Origin of the sequence: Streptomyces pseudovenezuelae, assembly GCF_001513955.1 — a bacterium.
Taxonomy (GTDB): Bacteria; Actinomycetota; Actinomycetes; order Streptomycetales; family Streptomycetaceae; genus Streptomyces; species Streptomyces pseudovenezuelae.
Window position 1 is genome coordinate 114,874 of record NZ_KQ948146.1, and the last position, 20,058, is coordinate 134,931.

Annotated in this window: 16 protein-coding genes; 4 read left to right on the top strand and 12 right to left on the bottom strand. The window is 71.2% G+C overall.

The window, feature by feature from the left end:
- Nucleotides 1–46: 46 nt before the first annotated feature.
- Nucleotides 47–1,450, top strand: coding sequence for a Si-specific NAD(P)(+) transhydrogenase (sthA, locus tag AQI94_RS12690; RefSeq protein ID WP_031042350.1), 1,404 nt, complete (start codon nucleotides 47–49; stop codon nucleotides 1,448–1,450).
- Nucleotides 1,451–1,455: 5 nt separating this feature from the next.
- Here the strand turns inward: sthA and AQI94_RS12695 are convergent, their stop codons facing one another.
- On the bottom strand, nucleotides 1,456–1,938 hold the full coding sequence (locus tag AQI94_RS12695; protein WP_031042353.1) for a DUF5709 domain-containing protein: 483 nt from the start codon (nucleotides 1,936–1,938) through the stop codon (nucleotides 1,456–1,458).
- Between the two features lie 359 nt (nucleotides 1,939–2,297).
- On the opposite strand from AQI94_RS12695, the gene AQI94_RS12700 reads away from it, so the two are divergent.
- Nucleotides 2,298–3,770, top strand: coding sequence for an APC family permease (locus AQI94_RS12700; RefSeq protein ID WP_031042356.1), 1,473 nt, complete (start codon nucleotides 2,298–2,300; stop codon nucleotides 3,768–3,770).
- Between the two features lie 11 nt (nucleotides 3,771–3,781).
- Complete coding sequence (locus AQI94_RS12705; protein WP_031042359.1) at nucleotides 3,782–4,741, top strand: hypothetical protein; 960 nt, start codon at nucleotides 3,782–3,784, stop codon at nucleotides 4,739–4,741.
- Nucleotides 4,742–4,809: 68 nt separating this feature from the next.
- On the opposite strand, the gene nicT is transcribed toward AQI94_RS12705, so the two are convergent.
- The 6 genes from nicT to AQI94_RS12735 all read right to left on the bottom strand — a co-directional run bounded on the left by nicT (nucleotide 4,810) and on the right by AQI94_RS12735 (nucleotide 12,368).
- A complete protein-coding gene (gene nicT, locus AQI94_RS12710; RefSeq protein ID WP_031042362.1) occupies nucleotides 4,810–5,967 on the bottom strand; it encodes a Nickel transporter NicT in 1,158 nt (385 codons plus the stop codon).
- Nucleotides 5,968–6,238: 271 nt separating this feature from the next.
- A complete protein-coding gene (locus tag AQI94_RS12715; RefSeq protein WP_031042365.1) occupies nucleotides 6,239–7,180 on the bottom strand; it encodes a lysylphosphatidylglycerol synthase domain-containing protein in 942 nt (313 codons plus the stop codon).
- Complete coding sequence (locus AQI94_RS12720; protein WP_031042367.1) at nucleotides 7,177–8,664, bottom strand: hypothetical protein; 1,488 nt, start codon at nucleotides 8,662–8,664, stop codon at nucleotides 7,177–7,179. The genes AQI94_RS12715 and AQI94_RS12720 overlap by 4 nt, the downstream gene beginning before the upstream one ends.
- 132 nt (nucleotides 8,665–8,796) lie before the next feature.
- On the bottom strand, nucleotides 8,797–11,151 hold the full coding sequence (locus tag AQI94_RS12725; protein ID WP_031042370.1) for a glycoside hydrolase family 65 protein: 2,355 nt from the start codon (nucleotides 11,149–11,151) through the stop codon (nucleotides 8,797–8,799).
- The gene (locus tag AQI94_RS12730) at nucleotides 11,148–11,885 is read right to left on the bottom strand and encodes a beta-phosphoglucomutase family hydrolase (RefSeq protein WP_031042373.1); all 738 of its coding nucleotides are present in this window, start codon (nucleotides 11,883–11,885) and stop codon (nucleotides 11,148–11,150) included. Before AQI94_RS12730 ends, AQI94_RS12725 begins: the two co-directional genes overlap by 4 nt.
- Nucleotides 11,886–11,927: 42 nt before the next feature.
- Entirely contained in the window at nucleotides 11,928–12,368 is a 441-nt protein-coding gene (locus AQI94_RS12735; protein ID WP_051832042.1) for a YybH family protein, read from the bottom strand.
- A 77-nt stretch (nucleotides 12,369–12,445) separates the two neighbouring features.
- On the opposite strand from AQI94_RS12735, the gene AQI94_RS12740 reads away from it, so the two are divergent.
- The gene (locus AQI94_RS12740) at nucleotides 12,446–13,102 is read left to right on the top strand and encodes a nucleoside/nucleotide kinase family protein (protein WP_031042387.1); all 657 of its coding nucleotides are present in this window, start codon (nucleotides 12,446–12,448) and stop codon (nucleotides 13,100–13,102) included.
- A gap of 27 nt (nucleotides 13,103–13,129) precedes the next feature.
- On the opposite strand, the gene AQI94_RS12745 is transcribed toward AQI94_RS12740, so the two are convergent.
- The 5 genes from AQI94_RS12745 to AQI94_RS12765 form a co-directional block, all read right to left on the bottom strand.
- On the bottom strand, nucleotides 13,130–14,962 hold the full coding sequence (locus AQI94_RS12745; RefSeq protein ID WP_031042391.1) for a hypothetical protein: 1,833 nt from the start codon (nucleotides 14,960–14,962) through the stop codon (nucleotides 13,130–13,132).
- A gap of 13 nt (nucleotides 14,963–14,975) precedes the next feature.
- The gene (locus AQI94_RS12750) at nucleotides 14,976–16,667 is read right to left on the bottom strand and encodes a hypothetical protein (RefSeq protein ID WP_031042394.1); all 1,692 of its coding nucleotides are present in this window, start codon (nucleotides 16,665–16,667) and stop codon (nucleotides 14,976–14,978) included.
- A gap of 2 nt (nucleotides 16,668–16,669) precedes the next feature.
- Complete coding sequence (locus AQI94_RS12755) at nucleotides 16,670–17,572, bottom strand: carbohydrate ABC transporter permease (protein WP_031042399.1); 903 nt, start codon at nucleotides 17,570–17,572, stop codon at nucleotides 16,670–16,672.
- Nucleotides 17,569–18,489: a carbohydrate ABC transporter permease gene (locus tag AQI94_RS12760; RefSeq protein ID WP_031042401.1), complete on the bottom strand. Its 921-nt coding sequence runs from the start codon at nucleotides 18,487–18,489 to the stop codon at nucleotides 17,569–17,571. Before AQI94_RS12760 ends, AQI94_RS12755 begins: the two co-directional genes overlap by 4 nt.
- A gap of 125 nt (nucleotides 18,490–18,614) precedes the next feature.
- The gene (locus AQI94_RS12765) at nucleotides 18,615–19,937 is read right to left on the bottom strand and encodes an extracellular solute-binding protein (protein WP_031042402.1); all 1,323 of its coding nucleotides are present in this window, start codon (nucleotides 19,935–19,937) and stop codon (nucleotides 18,615–18,617) included.
- Nucleotides 19,938–20,058: the final 121 nt, after the last annotated feature.

Here is a 20,058-nt window from a genome sequence, read left to right on the forward strand (position 1 = left end):
CGCCCGCCCTATCGGAAGGGGCCCCGCGACTGCCAGACTTCCGAGGGTGCCCGACTTCGACATGCTTGTCATCGGATCAGGTCCGGGTGGCCAGAAGGCCGCCATCGCCGCGGCCAAGCTGGGCCGCCGGGTCGCCGTCGTCGACCGCCCCGACATGGTCGGCGGGGTCTCCATCCACACCGGCACCATCCCCTCCAAGACCCTGCGCGAGGCGGTGCTGTACCTGACCGGCCTCACCCAGCGCGATCTGTACGGCCAGAGCTACCGGCTCAAGGAGGACATCACCGTCTCCGACCTGACCGCGCGCACCCAGCACGTGGTCGGCCGCGAGGTCGACGTGATCCGCAGCCAGCTCTCCCGCAACCACATCGCCCTCCACGCCGGCACCGGCCGTTTCGTGGACCCGCACACCGTCGCCCTGCGCGAGGTCACCGGTCACGAACGGCTGCTCAGCGCGGAGAACATCATCATCGCCACCGGTACCCGCCCGGCACGGCCGGACAGTGTCGAGTTCGACGGCCGCACGATCATGGACTCCGACAACGTCCTCGCTCTCGAACGCGTCCCGCGCTCCATGGTCATCGTCGGCGCCGGGGTCATCGGGATGGAGTACGCCTCCATGTTCGCCGCGCTCGGCAGCAAGGTGACGGTCGTCGAGAAGCGGCCCGGAATGCTCGACATCTGTGACGTCGAGGTCATCGAGGCGCTGAAGTACCACCTGCGGGACCTCGCGGTGACGTTCCGGTTCGGTGAGACCGTCGCCGCGGTCGAGCGCCACCCGCGGGGCACGCTGACCATCCTGGAGAGCGGCAAGAAGATCCCGGCCGACGCCGTGATGTACTCCGCCGGCCGGCAGGGCCTGACCGACGAACTCGATCTGGACAAGGCCGGGTTGACCGCCGACCGGCGCGGCCGGATCACGGTCGACGAGCACTACCGCACCGAGGTGCCGCACATCTACGCCGTGGGGGACGTGATCGGCTTCCCGGCGCTGGCGGCGACCGCCATGGAACAGGGCAGGTCGGCCGCCTACCACGCCTTCGGCGAACCGGTCGGGCAGATGCAACGCCTGCAGCCCATCGGCATCTACACCATCCCCGAGATCAGCTTCGTCGGGCGCACCGAGGACCAGCTCACCGAGGACAGCGTGCCCTTCGAGGTCGGCATCTCCCGGTACCGCGAGCTCGCCCGCGGCCAGATCATCGGGGACTCCCACGGCATGCTGAAACTGCTGGTCTCCCCCGAGGACCGCACCTTGCTGGGGGTGCACTGCTTCGGCACCGGGGCCACCGAGCTGATCCACATCGGTCAGACCGTGATGGGCTGCGGCGGCACGGTCGACTACCTGGTCGACGCGGTGTTCAACTACCCGACGCTGGCGGAGTCCTACAAGGTCGCGGCCCTGGACGCCACCAACAAACTCCGCCAGATCGACCGCATCGGGGACTGACCCCGTCAGAGGTCCGCGGGGTCCTCGACCACGTGCACGGCGGCCTCCTCGGCGCCGGCCGCGCCCGCGTCGATGCCCACGTCGGTGGCCACCTCGTCCTTCGTGGTGGTCGGGTGGGCGCCCTCGTCGGGGGCGACGAGGCGTCCGGCGCGGTCGGCTCCGGCCTGCGGGTCGACCGGTTCGCCCTCCCCGCCGGGCACGTCGCCGATCTCGTCGCCGAGGGGCGCGGCCGCCTCGGGGAGCTCCTGGGCGAGGCGTTCGTCGAGGGTCTCGCCCTCGTGCTGTTCGGCGGCGGTGGTGCCGTGCCGGGTGACGCCGAGGGGCTTCTCCGGCGGCGAGTAGCCCTCGTCGAGGGTGTCGTCGTAGGTCCGTTCGTCGACGGCGTCCTGGAGGTCCAGCGGCGCCGCGTCCTCCTGCTCCTCGTTGGTTCCGGTGGGCTGGTAGGCGTCGTCGGCCATCGGCTCGGCAGGTGTCGGTTCGGTGCCCATGGGCTGCCTCCCTCGCGCGTCGCGTACGGTTCCGTGCGGTGTCCCGATCCGCGTTTCCCCGTATGCGCTCCCCAACCTCAAAAGGCTGCCGGAGTAAGGCATTCCACAGCCGGAAGGTTACCCCCCAGTTAATCTTGAAGGGTCAAGGAATAGGGCTATCATCACTCGCACACACGGAGTGACCGGCCGTCCACGCAGCGGTCGTACGGTCGTCCGCGCCCCCTTAATCCCTCCCTTCACGCCGCCCCTGCCCGAGGCCATCCCTCTCGAGGTCCGGAGCGGAGCCACCCCCCCCACCTCCTTTTGCGCCGTACGGTCCCCTCCGCCGTGCGTCGTGCCCTACGGAAAGCAGCACAACCATGAGCATCAGCAGGGGCAGAGGGCTGCAGGCCAACGCCCTCGGAACCTTCGACACGGTGGTGATGGCCGTCGCGGGCAGCGCGCCGGCGTACTCGATCGCCGCGACCACCGCGGTGCTGGTCGGCTCGGTGGGCCTGGCCAGTCCGGCGGCTCTGCTGTACTGCGCGATACCCATGCTGGGCATCGCCCTCGCGTTCAGCTATCTCAGCCGGATCGACGTGAACGCGGGCGCCAGTTACTCCTGGGTGGGCCGGACGCTCCATCCCTTTCTCGGCTTCGTCTCCGGCTGGGCGCTGGTGATCTCGGCGACCATCTTCATGGTGGCCGGTTCGCTGCCCGCCGGTTCGATGACGCTGGCCCTCTTCGACGAGGGCCTCGCGGACAACACCGCCCTGTCGACGGTCGTGGGCGCGGCCTGGTTCGTGCTGATGCTGCTCGTGGTGCTCGGCGGCGCCCGGCTCACCGTGCGCGCCCAGCTCGTCATGTCGGGTGTGGAGCTGGCGATACTGGCCCTGTTCGCGGTCCTCGCCTTCTTCCACACGGGCAACGCGCGCTCCTTCGAGTGGTCCTGGCTGGGCTTCGGCCACTTCGACGGCATGCAGGGCTTCGCCTCGGGCGCGCTGATCGCCGCGTTCTACTACTGGGGCTGGGACGTCACCAGCAACCTGAGCGAGGAGACCCGCAACAGCCGCCGTACGACCGGACTCGCGGGGCTCATCGGGGTCGGCATCGTCTTCCTGCTGTTCGAGGTGTTCACCATCGCGGTGAACGTCATCCTCACCTCGAAGCAGATCGAGGAGAACGACGCCAACGTGCTGGCCGTGCTCGGCGAGGAGGTCTGGCCGGGCTGGGGCGGCAAGCTGCTGATCGTCGCGGTGATGCTGTCGACCATCGCCACCCTGGAGACCACCCTGATCCAGGTCACGCGCTCGCTCTTCGCGATGGGCCGGGACCGCACGATGCCGTCCGCACTGGGCCGGGTGCACCGCCGCTGGAACACCCCGTGGGTGGCGATCGTGGTGGTCGGCGCGGTGGCGCTGCTGATGTTCATCGCCTCCAACGCGCTGGGCTCGGTGGGCGACATCCTCTCCGACGCGATCTCGGCGATCGGTCTGCAGATCGCCGTCTACTACGGCCTCAGCGGGCTCGCGGTCGTCGTGGCGTACCGCAGGATGCTGCTGAAGTCCCCGGCCGACTTCCTGCTCGGCGGGCTGTGGCCGCTGCTGGGCGCCTTGTTCATGTTCTGGATCTTCGTCGAGTCGCTGGGCGAGCTGAGCACCGCCGCGATCACGATCGGGGTCGGCGGGCTGGCCGTGGGGCTGGTCCCGATGCTCTGGTACTGGCGGCGGGGCAGCGACTACTACCGTCCGGCGCGGCTCGACGCGAGCCGTACCGTCGAGACGGACTACCTGCCCGACGGCGCGACGGCCGGGCCCTCGCTCGTCCACGAGGGTCTCCCCACCGACTTCTGAGGGGTTGTGCGATGGCGAGAGACCGTTTCGCCCCCGAGTTCGATCCCGACTGCGGGGACGTGCCGCTCACCAGCGCCCGCCAGGACATCGTCATCGGCCGCTGGCAGGGTCTGCGTGAACTGCTGCGTGCCACCGGGCCCGACTGGCTCTCGCGGGGCCACCGGGTGCGGATGCTCGCCCAGGCCTGCGCGGGCAGTTCCACGGTCGAGTCGTGGCTGGCGGCCGAGCCGCACAACGGGGACGCCCTCGTGCTGCGGGCGGCCACCGAGACGGCCAGGGCGTTCAACATGGCCATCGCCGCGGGCCGGGGCGTGCCGATCGACCAGCGTCGCGTCGACGCCGCGGTGATGGCCTGTCTCCAGGCGTCGGAGGCGTTCGTGGACGATCCCACGCCGTGGATCTCCCTGATCTCGGTGGCACGGCTGTACCCGGCCGGGGTGCGGCGGCAGGAACTGGGGCGCTGGTGGGACGAGTTGCACGGGCGTGACCCGTACAGCGTCGAGGGCCACCTGCAGGTGCTGCACTACTACTCGGCCCGCTGGCACGGGTCGAACGGCCTGATGTACGACTTCGCCCGCGACGCGGCCGGCGTGGCACCGCCGGGTTCGGCGCTGCCGGTGCTGGTGCAGTACGCGCGGGTCGAGGAGTACCGCACCGCGACGGACGCCGCCGAGGACAGACGCACGTCCGTGGGGCTCGGACAGCACTGGAAGAACGACGGGGCCATCAGTGACACCCGGCGCACCTGGCAGCGCTGGATCGTGGGCCGCGCCGACCCCACGGTGGCTCCCGGCGAGCTCCGTGACCTCAACTACCTGACCCACGCGGCCTGCCACGCGGGCCTGGCGGAGGTCGCGGTCCCCCTCCTGCAACTGCTGGACCGCCGGGGCACCCGCACGCCGTGGTCGTACACCGGGGAACCGGAGCATGAGTTCACCAAGTGGCGAAAGGAGTTCCGGGTGCGGGCCTGAGCCGACGCGCACGGACGGGCACGGCTCAGGGTGATCGCGGTCGACGTGCTCGGCGCCGGCGCGGTTGTCTATTTCGTCGCTGTCTCGCCCGCCAGCCCCGCGGTCCACTTCTCCTCGATCCGGCCGACCTTCCACACCAGCAGGGCGATGATCCATGTGGCGAAGAAGAGGCCCACGATGGCGAAGCCGAGGAGGTTGAGGTCGAGGCCGCTGATCCAGTCCCAGAAGAGGCCGTGGAGGGCGAGCCTGTCGGCGAGCAGGCCGAGGAGCTCGGCCGTGCCGATGAGGAGGGCCACCGCGACCGACAGACCGGTGATCGTGAGGTTGTAGTAGACCTTGCGGACCGGCTTCGAGAACGCCCAGCCGTAGGCGAAGTTCATGAAGGAGCCGTCGATCGTGTCGAGCAGGGACATGCCGGCGGCGAAGAGGACGGGCAGGGTGAGGATCGCGTACCAGGGCAGTCCCGAGGCCGCGCCCGACCCGGCCAGGACCAGCAGCGCGATCTCCGTGGCCGTGTCGAAGCCCAGGCCGAACAGGAGGCCCAGCGGGTACATCTGCCAGGACTTGGTGATCGACTTCATGACCCGGCCGAGCAGGCGGTTCATGAACCCGCGGTGGTTCAGCTGCTCCTCCAGGGCCGCCTCGTCGTAGCGGCCGGAGCGCATCCGCCGGAACACCTTCCAGATGCCCCCCAGGACGACCAGGTTGACCGCGGCGATCAGATAGAGGAACGCGCCCGAGACGGTCGTACCGATCAACGCGGTCACGTCGTGCAGGCGGGAGTCGCCGTCGCGGACCGGTCCCGCGAGGGCCTTCACCCCGAGCGAGAGCAGCAGAGCCAGGACGAAGACCACGCTGGAGTGGCCGAGCGAGAACCAGAAGCCCACCGACAGCGGCCGCTGCCCCTCCCCCATCAGCTTGCGCGTGGTGTTGTCGATGGCCGCGATGTGGTCGGCGTCGAAGGCGTGCCGCATCCCGAGGGTGTAGGCGGTCACGCCGATGCCGATGCCGAAGGACTTCTCGCCGACGCCGTAGTGGTGCGGGGCGACGATCGCGACGAGGACGAACCAGCCGATCACGTGCAGGGCCACCACGACCGCGGCCATGCCGCCCGCCCTGACCCACTCCTGCCGCGTCATGGAGCCACGGACGCGGTGCCATACCGAGCCCCTCGCGGGGGCGGTGGCGGGGAGGAGGGGCGGAGCGGAGTCAGGGGCGGCCGTCATCGGGCGGAGATTCCTTCTGCAGGGGCTACGGCCGCGATCAGCAGCCTCGTGCCATCCTGCGGTACCTGCAAGTCATGTGCAGTAAAGGCCGTGACAGGTCTTTCCCACGACTGGGGAAAACACCCTGTCAGGGCGTCGCGGCCGGGCCGTCCGGACGGTCGCGACGCCGCTCGACCGTCTCGCGGCTGAGCGCCTCCATCTCACCGCCCTCGCCGTCGCGCCGACCTCCGAGTCCTACCAGGAGTGCCGGCGCCGGAGACGCCGGTCGCGCTCAGAGCGCCTTGCGGCGGACGAGGAGGGCGAGCACCAACAGGCCCGGCAGCAGGGGCAGCCACACGGTCAGCAGCCGGTAGCCCAGCACCGCGGAGGCGGCCGTCACGGCGGGCGCTCCCCCGGCGGTGAGGGCGAGGGCGAGCGCCGCGTCGAGGGAGCCGATGCCGGCCGGGGTGGGCAGCAGGGCGGCCGCGCAGCTCGCGGCGAGGTAGAGCAGGGCCACCAGGGTCGGGGCCAGCGGGAGGGCGACGGCCCGGGTGACGGCGATCAGGACGAGCGCGTGCAGTACGGCGAAGCCCAGGGAGCCGCCCCACAGGGCCGCCGCCCGGTGCGGGTGCGCGTGGACGGCCCTGAGGTCGGTCAGCACGAGGGCCAGGGCCCGTCGGCAGTGCGGCCACAGCGCGGTGCCCAGGAGCAGGACGAGCGCGACGGCGGCGACGGCGAGCCCCGGCCACACCGCCGGCAGGCGTGGCAGGACGAGGACCCCGGGGCAGGCCGTCGCGAGGACGACGATGAGGACGGCCCGCACCAGCCCGCCCGTCGTGGCCTTCACCGCGAGCGCGGTCGCGGCGCGTCCCGCCGACAGTCCGCAGCGCATGAGGAAACGGAGGTTGACCGCGCCTGAGCCGAGTCCCGCGGGCAGCAACTGGCCGGCGGCGGAGGCGGCGAACTGTGCGGCCACCAGATGCCTGGGCGGCAGGGGCCGCAGCACCGCGCCCTGCTGGGCGAGCGCCGAGCACGCCCAGGTCGCGGAGGCTGCCGCGGCGGCGACGAGCAACCAGCCCTGGTCGGCGACGGCGAGCCTGAGGGCACCGGTCTCCAGCACGGGCCAGTGGCGCCGGACCAGCCAGCCGGCGGCGGCCAGCACGGCGAGGGTCAGGGCGAGTTGCCCGCAGGCGCGTCGCCGGCCGGCCGTGACGGCGATGTGCCCGGACGTCATGTCGGCCCGGGTCCGCGCACGGTCGGTGCGACGTGGAGGTCCATCCCGGCGGCCGGCACGGTGTGCCAGTCGCGCGCGTAGGCGGGTGGCGCACCGCCGGGCCGGGTGAGGACGGCGACGGGCATACGGCGGGACGCACCGACGATCCCGGACTCGGTGCTGTTGGTGTTGTGGCCCCATGCCGCCGCGGAGGTGCACCCGGCGTAGTACGCGACGGGGACCGACAGCCGGCCGGTGAGCAGACAGGGCGGGCGCACCCCGAGACGGTTCAGTTCGGCCGCGGTGCGGGCCCAGTCGCGGTGATGGCCCGTGGTGCGGTCCACCGTGCGCTCCAGCACCACGTACTGCACCGCCAGGTGACCCGTCACCCCGATCGCGAGCAGCACCGCCGCCACCGGACGCCACCGGCCGGCCGGGGTGGTCGCGAGGTGGAACAGCGCGTCGGCGACCGGGATCGCCAGCAGGGCGTAGGCGGGCAGCAGGAAGCGCGGAGCCGCGTACCCGATCAGGAAGAGGTAGGGCACGGCGGCCGTGGTGGCGCAGGCCAGCGGGACGAGGGTGGTCCGGGTGCGCCCGGCCCGGACGGCGACCACCAGCCCGACGGCGGCCAGCAGCGGGAGGACGGCCCACCAGGCCATGACCGCGGGGTCCGGCAGCGGCCCGGTGCAGGGGCGGCACAGGGACCGGCCGCCCAGACTGCGCAGTTGGTCGTCGACGGCGAACTGCGGGCCGAGGCCGCCCTGGATCCGGGAGCCCTCATGCAGCCGTTCGACCAGACCGCCGTAGCTGAGGTACGCCTCGATCACCCACTGCGCGCCGCCCGCGACGAGTCCGGCCACGAGGGCGAGGGCGGAGCGTGGACAGCGGCGGACCGCGGCGGCCGCGAGGAGCGGGAGGGTGACCCACACGGCGTCGGTGGGCCGCATCCACGCCATGAGCGCGGCACCCGCCACGACCCCCCACAGGGCCTTCGGGTTCTCGCGGGCCCGTAAGAAGCAGCCGACGGCACCCAGCCCGCCGACGGCGACCCAGTAGTTGGGCATGGCCTGCGGGCCGTAGAACAGAGTGATCCACAGGGAAGCGAACAGGGCACCGCCGACGGCGAGGACGCGGGCCGGGAAGAGGCCGCGCCAGGCGCGCAGGGCCAGGTAGAGGCCGAGGCCGGACAGCACGGCGAGATAGACGCGCAGGAGTTCCGTCGAGGTCGACCAGCTCGCGACCGGCGCCACCAGCAACGACACACCGCGGGCGCGCGGGGCGCTGAAGAACGCGGCCGGGGCCTGGGCACCTACCTGGCTGACGTACACGGTCTCGTCCCAGCCGAGGCCCATGCCGGGGCGGACGAGGACGAGTTGGGCCAGGGTGAAGGCGGCGGCCACGACCGCCGACGGCCAGTGGCCTCTGGCTCGCCCGGAGGTGTCGGGGGTGACCGGCGGCGTCCGCCGGTCACCCCCGACGAGCAGAGCACTGTCGCCGTGGCCCATCGTCCACCCCTCACCCCGTATGCCGCGGGAACCTGGTCCGATCCACAAAGGCCTGGACAAGGTAACCCGCGGCAGCAGGGGGTGCAGGGCGGAGTTCGGCCAAGCGGTGCCTGTCCGGCTCGCCCGTCGGGGTCAGCGGGCGTGCGGGGCGCGGTGCGGGGGCTGGCTCGGGGCCGGGCGGTCCCTCGGTGCCGGGACGGGGCGGACGACGGGCCCGTCCCCGTTCACGGTGAGCGGCGTGCCGTGATGGCGGATCGTCAGGGGAGCGCCCGCCATCAGGGTGTACGTCGCCTTGTCCGGGCCGATCTCGACCCGCAGGCAGCGGCCCATGAGCTGCAGGTTGAAGGCGAGGCGGCTGAACCGCTCGGGCAGGCGGGGTGCGAACCGCAGGGACTCACCGTCGCGGCGCAGACCGCCGAACCCGGCGACGAGGGCCGTCCAGGTGCCGGCGAGGGAGGCGATGTGCAGGCCGTCGCGGGTGTTGTTCTCCAGGTCGGCGAGGTCCATCAACGCCGCCTCGGCCGTGTAGGCGTAGGCGAGGTTCAGGTGTCCCGCGCGGGCGGCGACGACCGCCTGGACGCAGGCCGACAGGGAGGAGTCGCGTACGGTCAGGGGCTCGTAGTAGGCGAAGTTGCGGGCGATCTGCTCGTCGTCGTGGAACTCCTCGAACCAGCCGCTGCACAGGTACATCGCCAGCACCAGGTCAGCCTGCTTGACGACCTGCTTGCGGTAGATGTCGAAGTAGGGGAAGTGCAGCATCAGCGGGTACTGGTCGGCGCGGGTGCCGGCGAAGTCCCACTGCTGGTAGCGGGTGAAGCCCGCGTGCTGCTCGTGCACGCCGAGGTCGTCGTTGTACGGGATGTGCACGGCCTCGGCGGCGTCCCGCCAGGCGGCGCTCTCCTCGTCGTCGACGCCGAGCGCTGCGGCCCGCTGCGGATGCCGGGCGCAGACGTCGGCGGCCGCGAGGAGGTTCGCGCGGGCCATGAGGTTGGTGTACGTGTTGTCGTCGGCGACCGCGCTGTACTCGTCGGGGCCGGTGACACCGTCGATGTGGAAGACGCCGTGATGGTCGTGGTGGCCCAGCGAGCGCCACAACCGGGCCGTCTCCACGAGGAGTTCGACGCCGGTGTCCCGTTCGAAGTCCGTGTCGCCGGTGGCCTCGGTGTAGCGCACCACGGCGTCCGCGACGGCGGCGTTGACGTGGAAGGCGGCGGTGCCGGCGGGCCAGTACGCCGAGCCCTCCGAGCCCTCGATGGTTCGCCACGGGAACGCGGCGCCGTTCAGACCGAGTTGCACGGCGCGCTCTCGGGCGGCGGGCAGTGTCGTCTGCCGCCAGCGCAGGGCCTCGGCCACGGCACGCGGCTCGGTGTAGGTGAGCAGGGGCAGCACGAAGGTCTCGGTGTCCCAGAAGGCGTGCCCGTCATATCCGGAACCGGTCAGTCCCTTGGCGGGAATGGCCCGTTGCTCCGCACGGGCGCCCGCCTGGAGGACGTGGAAGAGGGCGAAGCGGACGGCCTGCTGGATCTCCTCGTCGCCGTCGACCTCGACGTCGGCGCGGGCCCAGAAGTCGTCGAGATAGCCGCGCTGTTCGTCCAGGAGTCCGTCCCAGCCGCTGTGGGCGGCGGCCGCCAGGGCCGCGTCGACCTGGTCGCTCATCGCGGGCCGGGAGCGGGTGCCGGACCAGCCGTGCGCGACCAGTTTCTCCACCCGCAGCCGCTGCCCCGGCTCCAGGACGGAGGTGACGGTCAGCCGGGCCAGGTCCACCGTCTCCTCGCTGCTCGTGGTGGTGCGTTCGGGCCCCTCGATCACGTGGTCGGCGGCCACGGCGACCCGCAGTCCGCTGTGCCGGGTGCGGTGCACCAGCCGCAGCCGGGTGCCGTCGGCGAAGCCCTCCTCGTGCTCCAGCGGGGACTTCAGGACCTTGGAGGCGCGCGGGTCGCCGTTCGCCCCGGGCAGACTCTCGTTGGTGACGAGTTCGGACTGGATCACCACACGGGTGCGGCTGTCGACGGGCTCCACCTCGTAGGCCACCGCGGCGACGGCCCGCTGGGCGAGCGAGACGAGCCGGGTCGAGCGCACCCTTATCCGCGAGCCGGCCGGCGAGATCCACTCGCAGGACCGCTCCAGGACGCCCCGGCGCAGGTCGAGGCAGCGTTCGTGGGCCACCAGACGGCCGTAGCGCAGGTCGAAGGGCTCGTCGTCGACGAGGAGCCGCACGATCTTGCCGTTGGTGACGTCGATGACGGTCTGACCGGACTCCGGATAGCCGTAACCGGCCTCGGCGTACGGCAGCGGGTGCAGTTCGTGGACGCCGTTGAGGTAGGAGCCGGGCAGGCCGTGCGGCTCGCCCTCGTCGAGGTTGCCGCGCCAGCCGACATGGCCGTTGGACAGGGCGAACACGGACTCGCTCTGGGCCAGGACATCGAGGTTGAGAGAGGTCTCGCGGACGGCCCAGGGCTCGACGGTGTAGGAGCGGTGGGTGATCACGCCTCCCCTCCCAGCTCGGCGAGGCCCTTCACGACGATGTCCGCGCCGTGCTCGTACAGGGCGTCGGCCTGTCCGACGCGGTCGAGGCCGACGACGAACCCGAAGCCTCCCGCGCGGCCGGCGTCCATGCCGGCGAGGGCGTCCTCGAAGACGGCGGAGCGGGGGGCGTCCAGGCCCAGGTCGTGGGCGGCGGCGAGGAAGGTGTCGGGGTGGGGCTTGCCGGGCAGCTTGCGCTCCGCCGCGACCACGCCGTCGATGCGTACGTCGAAGAGGTCCTCGGCGTCGATCGCGCGCAGTACGTCACGGCAGTTGGCGCTGGAGGAGACGATCGCGGTGCGCAGCCCCTGGGCGCGGGCCGCGCGGATGTAGGTCAGGGTGTCGTCGTAGGCCTCGACGCCGTCCGTGCGGATCTTCTCCAGCACGAGAGCGTTCTTGCGGTTGCCGAGGCCGTGGACCGTCTCCGCGCCCGGGGGGTCCTCCGGCTTCCCGTCCGGCAGTCCGATGCCGCGGGAGGCGAGGAAGGTGCGCACACCGTCGGCCCGCGGCAGGCCGTCGACGTACTCGTCGTAGTCGTGGTCGTCGAAAGGCCGGAAGTGTTCGCCCTCGCGTTCACGCAGGAACGCGTCGAACATCTCCTTCCACGCGGCCGCGTGTACGACGGCCGTCCTGGTGACGACCCCGTCGAGGTCGAACAGGCAGGCCTTGATCTCTTCTGGCAGACCGAGCTCCGTCATACACAACCCGTTCCCTGCGAGGCGCGGTGTCAACAGACGGATTCAGTCGTGCGGGAAGGAGTGGTGCTCGTGGGCCACCAGCCAGCGGCCGCGCTCCTTGCGCAGGCCGAAGGTGAGCCTGAGCCGGAAACCGGGGTGGGCGGCGAGTTCCTCCGGGGTGGCACAGCGCACCAGGGCGTGTGCGTAGGCGACGTCGGTCCCGGCGGTGATGTGGAGGGACTCGATGTCGAAGCAGGCGCCCTGGGCCTGCCACGCGAAGAACGGGGGCCAGGCCGCGCGGTAGGCGGCGAGGCCCCGGATGCCGTGGTGGGGCGGCGGCACGTCGAACATCACGAGGTCCTGGGCGTGGTCGGCGATCACGCCCGCGAGGTCGCCGCGGTGCACGGCCGCGGCCCAGCCGGTGATGAGGGCGCGGATCTGCGCCTCGTCGTCGCCCGTGCCGGAGGTGTCCGAGGCGTCGGACTCGTCGGAGTACTGGGGCACGACCGGGCTCCTTTCTCCCCCTTCCGCTCTCCAGGGTGCCTCGCCGGCCTGAAGTCCTCGAATGACACACTCGGCGTGTGCCGCTGACCTTCGACGACCTCGTGACCCGCGCGCGTTCCCTCGCCGAGCCCGGAGGGCGGGCCGTTCTCGGTGTCGCCGGCTCCCCCGGCGCGGGCAAGACGACCCTGGCCGAGCACTTGGTGCGGGCGCTCAACGGCTCCGGGGACCCCTGGGTGGCGCACGTCCCGATGGACGGCTTCCATCTGGCGGACGTGGAGCTGGACCGGCTCGGGCTGCGCGACCGCAAGGGGGCGCCCGAGACCTTCGACGCGGCGGGGTACGCGGCGCTGCTGCGGCGGCTGCGCGAGGAGACGGACGGGGACACCGTGTACGCGCCGGGCTTCGAGCGGGTCCTGGAGCAGCCGATCGCCGGGGCGATCCCGGTGCCGCCGACGGCCCGTCTGGTCGTCACCGAGGGGAACTACCTGCTGCTCGACACCGGGGCCTGGAGGCGCGTCCGGCCGGCCCTGGACGAGGTGTGGTTCTGCGCGCCGGACGAGGACGAGCGGGTGCGCCGGCTGGTCGCCCGGCACGAGGAGTTCGGCAAGACCCACGAGGAGGCGGTGGCGTGGGTGCGGCGCTCGGACCAGCGCAACGCGGAGCTGGTGGCGGCGACCCGGGACCGGGCCGACCTCGTGGTGCCGGTGTCGGCCCTGCCGCGCGTGGACGTGTGAGGGAGGGGGCGCCCCCTCCCCCGGGTGTCAGCAGGCGGACAGCGTCAGTTCCGGCTCGCCGTGGGCGTCGCCCGCCGGGTCGCCGATCCACGCCGTGAACGCCTCGGTGCGTACCGTCAGTCCGGCCCCGTCGCGTGCGAAGGCCGCCGTCAGGACCGCGCCGGGGCCGTAGCGCACGGCGAAGGCGTGCAGGTCGTGCGGGGTGTCCGGGACGGGGCCGGCCTCCAGGGCCGTGGAGCTGACCAGGTGGCGCCAGCCCTCGTCGGGGTTGCCGTAGCCGCGGGGGTCGGCGGCCAGCGCGAAGGCGGCCTGCTCCTGGGTCGCCTCCGAGCGGGCGTCGAAGTGGTCGGTGCCCTCCGCCGCGGGGTGCGTCAGCCGCAGCGCGCCCACGGAGGTCACCTCGCCCTCGGCCGTGCGGCGCACCCGGTCGCCGTCGTCCTCGGCGTACGGCAGCCCGGCCAGGAGGTAGGGGGTGCCGGGGAGGCGTTCCACGGTGACCGTGGTCCACAGGCTGGTGCCGTCCGTGACGTACAGGGACTGCAGATGGCGCAGCACATGGTCGCGGCCGACGACCGGCTTGGTGACCAGCTTGGCCGCGAGGCCGTCGGTGCGCACGTCACGGACCCGGACCTCGCCCATGGGACGGCACAACAGGAAGCCGTCGACGACCGGGCCGAAGCCGTGCTGGCGGTTGACGGCGGCGGGCAGGTAGTAGGTGCCCGCGGCCTCGACGAGCGCCGGGGTCATCGCGGAGTCGAAGGCCACCGAGACCGTGCCCGCGCGCAGTTGGTGGCGGGCGGTCGTGGTGGACGGCTCCCGGTGCCAGCGTGTGGTGTCCTGGATCTGCCAGACCAGCATCCAGGCGAAGTGGCCGTCCACCCCGCCGTCCTCCTTGACCGCGTGCCGGGCCCAGCGGCTGTCGCCCCGGTAGCGGCCGAGGTCGGCGCCGACACGGGCGCCGAAGTAGCGCAGGCCGAGGACCGACTCGAAGGCGGAGTGCTGCTCGCTGTAGCGCGGACCGCCGTTGTCGAAGCCGCCGTTGGTCAGGCGGGCGTCGAGGTAGCGGGCCAGGGTGTCGCCGTCCTCGGCGAAGATCTCCTCGCCGCTGACCCGGTGGGCCTGGGCGAGGAAGGACAGGGAGATCGGGCCGTAGTTGTTGTCGTAGGCGCCGCCGTGCTCGGGGGGCAGGGCCGCGCCGCGGTCCACGACGCGGTGGGCGCGGATCTCGTCGCGGTACAGGCGCAGGGCCCGCGCGCGCACCGACTCCGCCTCCGGGCCCGGCAGATGGGCGGCCAGCATCAGGCCGCCGACCACACAGCCGATCGCCTGGTTGCCCGCCTCCTGCGGGTTGAAGAAGGTCGCCTCGGTCAGCCAGCGCCAGTATCCGCGGGCCACGTCGAGGAGTTCGGCCCGCGGGCCGTCGTCGACGAGCCCGTCCGCCGCGTCCAGCACGTTGACCGCCTGGAGCAGCGCCCACACCGTGCTCGGCCAGTCGCCGATGGGGTGCGCGCCCGCCGCCAGGGTGTAACGGGCGTACGGCAGACCGGAGTTGCGCAGCTTCAGGTTCGGGTAGCCGGGATTGTCGTCCCGGTGGACCCGCTCGCGCAGATGGAAGGCGAGGCTGCGGGCGACCGCCTCCGGCAGTCTCGGGTCCTTGCCGCGCTGCCAGGCGAACGCGAGCAGGGAGGTGATGCCGAGCGAGGTGTCCCCGATGTCGTCGACGCAGTCGGGGTGTTCGAGGTTGCCCTCGGGCGTGAGGCGCGCGAGGGCCTGCTCGGTGACGTCGGCGAGGACGGCGTCGTACGCCTCCGGGCTGTCCGGCAGGTCGTGCAGCGGCGCGAGCTGGCGTGGGAGGTGCAAGGAGATCAGCCCTTCATGCCGGGGAGCCGGCACGCAGTGTGAGAGTCAGTGTCTGCGGTCCGTGCCCGCCGAGGTGGACGCGGTTCCCGGTCGTCGCGTCGGTGCCGCCGGCCACGGTGTAGTCCTGCCCGGGGTCGTAGCGCAGCACCTCGCTCCGGTCCGGGCCGACGAGCGGTTCGCCCGTCTCGACGACGGCCTCGACCCGGATCTCGTCGTCGCCGACGCGGTAGGTCAGGGGCTCGGTCGTCATGCACCAGCGTCCGTCGCCGAGCGGTACGGCGCCCTGCGGCTCGCCGCCCGGCCGGAAGGTCAGTTCGAGGGACCACGGCACCGACGGGCCGCTGATGTCGATCCGCAGGTCGGCCCCGTCGTCCCGCAGGTCGACCTCGACCCGCGTGGTGTGGGAGACCTCGTCCTGGGGGCGGTTGGGGAAGTCCATCGCCGCGGAGAAACGGCCCTCGTCCACCAGACGGTAGGTGCCGTCGTCGCGCCTGCGGTCCTTCGGGAGCGGCTGGTAGTAGGCGCTGGTGAGGGTCTGGGTGAGCCGGTACCGGTGGTCGGCGAGCCGTTCCGTCTCGGCGGCGCGGAACGGGCCCAGGTCGAAGAAGCCGCGGGAGAGCCGGACCGCGTCGAGGACCGCGGCACCGGCGAACAGGCGCAGGAAGGTGGGGTTGCAGGCCAGGCCCGAGCGGATGCGCCGGTGCTCGGGCACGTCTGAACCGCCGTACACGACGGTGTGCGCGGTCTCCGAGACGTGGGCGGCGAGGCGTGCGGTGGGGAGGTACCGGTCGCGCGGGAGTTCCTCCGGGTCCGGAGCGGGCAGGGCGCGTGCCAGATCCGGGGTGAGGAGGGTCTGGGCGAGCAGGTCGGGATCGTGGATGCCGTCGGCGGCCGCCAGACGGGCCGCGCGGGCGAAGTCGCCCCGGCCGGTGCGGATCGCGAGCAGCCGGTAGTGCGGCAGGTAGGGCCACAGCGCGAACGACTGCCTCTGGTCCTGGCGGCGCGAGTGGACGGTCTCCACCGTGCCGTCCGGCCTGATCAGGTCCAGGGTCGCGGTGAGGTTGCGTTCGACGGCGTCCACCAGCTCGGGACGCCCGAGCACCTCGGCCAGCAGCAGCAGCGCCGGGTTGGTCACGATGGACGCGTAGACGGCGCTGCGTTCCGAGTACAGGCCGTCGGCGTCGATGTCGACGCCCTCGGCGAGCCACTCCTCGGCGCGGGCGAGCAGCCGGTGGTCGGGGAACGAGCGGTGCAGCCGGGCCAGCGCCGCGGACAGCTCCCAGCGGTGGTTGGGGGTGTGCACCCCACCGGTCAGGAGGCTCGCGGTGGCGGCGCCGGCGATCTCGGCGAGCGCGGCCGTGACGTCGGCGAGTTCGGGCCCCGCGGCCGCCGCCAGGACGTGCGCGTCGCACACGTCGTTGACGGTGAACGCGGAGTCCGGCGGCGACTGGACGTTGTCGCCGCCCGCGAAGAGGCCGGAGGGCGTCTGCACGGACCGCAGGGCACGCAGGTGGGTCAGCGCGCCGGCGACGGCCCGCTCGCTGCCGTGCAGGGCCGACTCCGGCGAGCGGTACGCCGCGACCAGGGTCTTCACCCGCCGGGCCAGGGCGCGGTGCGGCTCGATGAACTCCGCCGACGGGTCGGCCGACCCGTCGGCTGCGAGCGCTGCCGCGCGGACGAACTCGTGGTCGAGCGGGAACGGCAAGGTCAGTCCTTCAGTCCGGCGTTGATGTCGGCACCCATGACGTACTTCTGGAAGACCAGGAAGATCGCGATCAGCGGGATCATCGAGATGACCGACGCGCCCAGCAGGACCGACCAGTTGATGTTCTGCGCGCCGACGATGCTCTGGATGCCGATCTGGACGGTGAACTTGTTGGGGTCGTTCAGCATCAGCAGCGGCCAGATGTAGTCGTTCCAGCGCCACTGGAAGGACAGGATGGCGAGGGTCAGCATGATGGGCCGGGAGAGCGGCACCATGATCCGCAGGAAGATCGACAGCTCCTTGGCGCCGTCGATGCGCGCGGCTTCCACGAGTTCGTCGGGGACCGTCAGGAAGAACTGGCGGAACATGAAGCAGCCGGTCGCCGTGAGCACGGCCGGGAGGATGATGCCGGCGAACGAGTTGTAGAGGCCGAGGTTGCGGACCACCAGGAACTCCGGGGCGAGCATGACCTCGCCCGGCAGCATCGTGGTGGCCAGGATGCAGATGAAGAACGCCTTGAGCCATCTGTTGTCGTACTTGGCCAGCGCGTATCCGGTGCAGCAGCTGACCCCCACCGTGAGGATCGTCGTGATCACACACACGAGGGCCGTGTTGATGAAGTACTGGGAGAAGTTGGCGCTGTCCCACGCCGCTCTGAACCCGGACAGGGTGGGGTTGTGCGGGACCAGCGTCAGCGGATAGGAGAACAGGTCGCTGGCCGGCTTGAAGGAGCTGAGGACGAACCACAGCACCGGGAAGCCGTACAGGCACGCCATGATCCACAGCAGTGTCGTCGCGGACACCGCCTGCCGGAGCCCACCACTGGCCGTCTTGCGGGGACGCTTCCCGGGGACTCGCCGTCCGGAGCCGACGTCGGCCGGGCGCGGGATGTCTGTGGTTGTCATCGGTTCTCCACCCGCCGGTTGACGATCAGCTGGACGACCGCGACGGCCATCAGGATGAGCATGAGCACGAAGGACGCGGCGCTCGCGTAGCCGATCTGGCCCCGTTTGAAGCCGGTCTCGTAGATGTACTGGACGAGCAGGTTGTTCGAGGTGCCGGGTCCGCCGTTGTTGAGGGCGACGAACACCGGGTACTCCTTCATCGAGTTGATCGTGTTGAGCAGGATCACGATGAACGAGGTGGGCGCGATGCTCGGCAGCGTGATGCTGAAGAACTGGCGCCAGGGGCCGGCGCCGTCGAGCGAGGCGGCCTCGTAGTACGACACCGGCACGTTCTTGATCGCCGCGATGAACAGCAGCATGGTGAAACCGGTCCAGGCCCAGGCCGCCGCCATCACCACCACGAGCAACGAGAGGTCCGCGTTGGACTGCCACGGAACGGCGTCCCCGCCGAACTTCTCGATGATGTAGTTCACCAGGCCGAAGTTCTCGCCGAACATCCACCGCCACAGGACACCCACGACGATGGGCGACAGCAGCCACGGGATGAAGAAGAGGACACGGGCGACCGACCCGCCCTTGGCGTGCTTGCTCACCACCAGGTTGGCGGCGAGCAGGGAGACCACGAAGTTCAGCGGGACGAAGAGGACGGTGTACAGCAGCGTCCGGGTCAGCGCGTCGTAGAACGTGGAGTCCCCGAACAGGTTCTGGTAGTTGTCCAGCCCGACCCACTGGAACACCCCCACGCCCGTGTAGTTCGTGAAGGAGTAGATGAGCCCGATCACCGCCGGCCAGACGAAGAACAGCGCGAAGAGCACGACGTTGGCCGCGATGAGGACGAGCGGCGCAAGGGTGTACTTACTGCGTCTCCTGGGCGGACTCGGCGGGCTCACAGACACGTCCGAGGCGCGTTTTGTCATCTTCCTGACTCCGTGCTGGTGGAAGGGGATTGCGGTGGGCTCGGGCCGTGAGCCCTGCGACACGTGGGCGGCCGGGCCGGGCGGCGGGGTCGGGACACCGCCGCCCGGGCGCTGGTGGCCTGTGATCAGCCGCCGACCTGCTGGTTGTAGCCGTCCACGATGTTCTGCAGGGCCTTGTCGGCCGACTGCTGGCCGTTGATCGCCTTGCCGAGCTCCGTCTTGGTCGGGTCCTCGGTGATGCTCTTGCCCTTCAGCACCCAGTTCGTCTGCGCGCTGTTGAAGTAGCCGGAGATCGGGGCGTAGAGCGGGATCTCCTCGTTGTAGAGCTTGAACGCCGCCTGCGCCGCATCGGACTTGAAGGGGTACGTCGGGTTCAGACCGCTCTCGACCGGCAGGAAGCCGGACGCCTCGCACAGGGCCTTGTAGTGGGCCGGCTCGTACAGCCAGGACAGGAACTTCGTCGCGGCCTTGGACGCGTCGCCGTTGTTGTTGAAGCCGACCACCATGCCGCCGCTGTTGACGTCACTGGCCTGCACCGGCTGGGCGGGGGTCGGGACGCTGGCCCACTCGAACTTCTTGATGCTGTCCGCGAAGGAGGCGACCTGCCACACGCCGGACCAGTAGGCGACCACGTCACCGCTCTGGAACATGGCGGACGGGTCGGCGCCGCTGGTCCACACCGACTTCGGCATGGTCTTGTCGTCGTTCCATCCGACGAAGGTGTTCACGGCCTTCTTGGTCGCCGCGTCCACCGAGAACTTGCCGGAGTCGTCGGCGTGGACGTACTTGCCGCCCATCTCGTACACCATGGCGCGCAGCCGCGAGGGCGACTGGTCGAAGGTCAGGGAGTACTTGGCGCCGGTCTTCTCGCGGACCTTGTTGGCCGCGGCGATGAAGTCGGTCCAGGTCCAGGTCTTCGACGGCTCGGTCGGGAAGGAGACGCCCGCCTTCTCGAACAGCGACTTGTTGATGAACAGGCCGGACGCGGTGACGTCCGAGGGGATGGACAGCACCTTCCCGGACGAGTCCTTCGCGAGGAAGTTCTGGTTGATGTTGTTGCTCTTCTTGTTGGCGATGGAGCTGAGGTCGATCAGCTTGCTCGACCAGATCGGGTCCAGCGCCGGCACGGCCGCCACGTCGGGCAGGGAGTTCGCCTGCGCGGCGTTGTGCAGCTTCGTGGTGTAGCCGTCGTAGGGAATGTTGACGAGCTTGAGGTTGACGCCGGTTTCCTTCTTGTACTGCGCCACCATCTTCTTCCAGCCCGCGTCCTGCCCCGGAACCGTGGAGATCCAGAACGTCAGCGACTTGGAAGTGCCGCCGGAGCCGGAGTCCCCGCCACAGGCGGTGAGCGTCAGGGCACCTGCCGTGAGAGCGGCAGCGAGGGAAACCAGGCGGCGCGTGCCGCCGCGGCCGAGTCGGCGAGAGCGCCGCACACCCACAGTGGTCATCTTCGATCCCTTTTTTTCGTCGTAGGGGACGGAGCACGGCGCCGACGGAGGCGGCACTGGTGCAGTTTGCAGGAGGTTTGCTTTCCGAGGGCGCGGCCTCGCCCGGCCGCGTCATCCTGAC